This is a genomic window from Micromonospora sp. D75, assembly GCF_018070405.1.
GTDB classification, from domain to species: Bacteria; Actinomycetota; Actinomycetes; order Mycobacteriales; family Micromonosporaceae; genus Micromonospora; species Micromonospora chalcea.
Map to the genome: position 1 here is coordinate 1 of NZ_JAGPXV010001027.1, position 1,125 is coordinate 1,125.

A 1,125-nucleotide genomic window follows, 5' to 3' on the forward strand; every position below is an offset into this window, starting at 1 on the left:
GGGGCCCGCTTGCAGAGCAGCGACAGCTTCAGCTACACCGTGCAGGCCCGGTGCAGCCGGGCCGACGCGGTGGCACTGCTGGGTGACCTGAGTCGCCAGGGCGAGCTGCATCCGCTGATCGTCCGGGTCCGGCAGCTGCCGGCCCGGCCGGGCGCGCTGGCCAGCTACGCGATCACCGACCGGCTGCAACTGGGCCCGCTGCACTTCCCGGTCACGTACCAGGCGGACGTGCTGGTCGCGAGCGAGGACGAGGTGGTCACTGTCGCCCGGCAGCAGCCGGCGACGACGGTGCGCAACCACACCCGGCTACGCGACGAGCCCGACGGCACCGTGCGCATCGACGTGGAGATCACGCTCACCGCGCCGGCGCCGCTGTTCGGGTACGCGTTCCGCCAGGCCCGGGCGGCTCACCTGAGCCTGGCGGCCCGTCTCGGCGCGACGCTGGAGGGCCGGCCCGATCCGGCCGGCCCCCCGGGAGCGCGCTAGTACACCGACAGGTGCACGTGGTTGGTGTGGTCGCTGGACGGGTCTCCGTTGCCGCCGCTGTACGACTTCCACCCGCTGCTGGGCAGCCAGATCTGCTTGAACCAGATCACGTAGAGCACGGCGAGCGGGTCGGCGTTGCGCACGAAGTACGCGGCCAGGTTGTTGCCGTACGTCCGGTCACCGCCGCTGGCCACGCCGCCGAAGCCGTTCTTCTGGGCGGCGAAGTCGCAGGCCCGCCCCTTCGGGTGCTCGCCCGAGCCGCTGGGCCGGTGGCACGAGACGTACCTGGTGAAACCGGCCGCCTTGGCCTGCTGCAGCGCGTGCAGCGTCCGCGGGGTGATGCAGCCGTTGGCCGGGGTCGGGTCGTTGACGCTGCACGACTCCGACGGCCACGAGCCGTCCGAGTTGCGTGGCGCAGGCTTCGCGTTCTTGTTTGAGGTGCCCTGGACGCTGCCGCCGCCGCTGCTGTTGTTGCGGGCGGAACGTTCGTTCGCCACTTCGAGCGCGCGCTCGGCCTGCTCCTTGCGCTTGCCCATCACCTCGACCTGCTTGCGTTGCTCGCGGATCTCGGTGTCGAGCGCGGCCCGGGTGCGGGTGGCCTCGTCCCGGGTGGTGATCAGCTCGCGCACCGTGCGGTCC

General features: G+C 72.0%; 1 protein-coding gene and 1 pseudogene. One reads left to right on the forward strand and one right to left on the reverse strand.

The features are described from left to right. The coding region (locus KBX39_RS31710) for a hypothetical protein (RefSeq protein WP_312247527.1) at nucleotides 1-486 on the forward strand (486 nt) is incomplete at its 5' end. Here KBX39_RS31710 and KBX39_RS31715 read toward each other — a convergent pair. Further along, a pseudogene (locus KBX39_RS31715) lies at nucleotides 483-1,125 on the reverse strand (hypothetical protein); the annotation flags it as partial. The gene KBX39_RS31710 and the pseudogene KBX39_RS31715 sit on opposite strands and share 4 nt — an antisense overlap.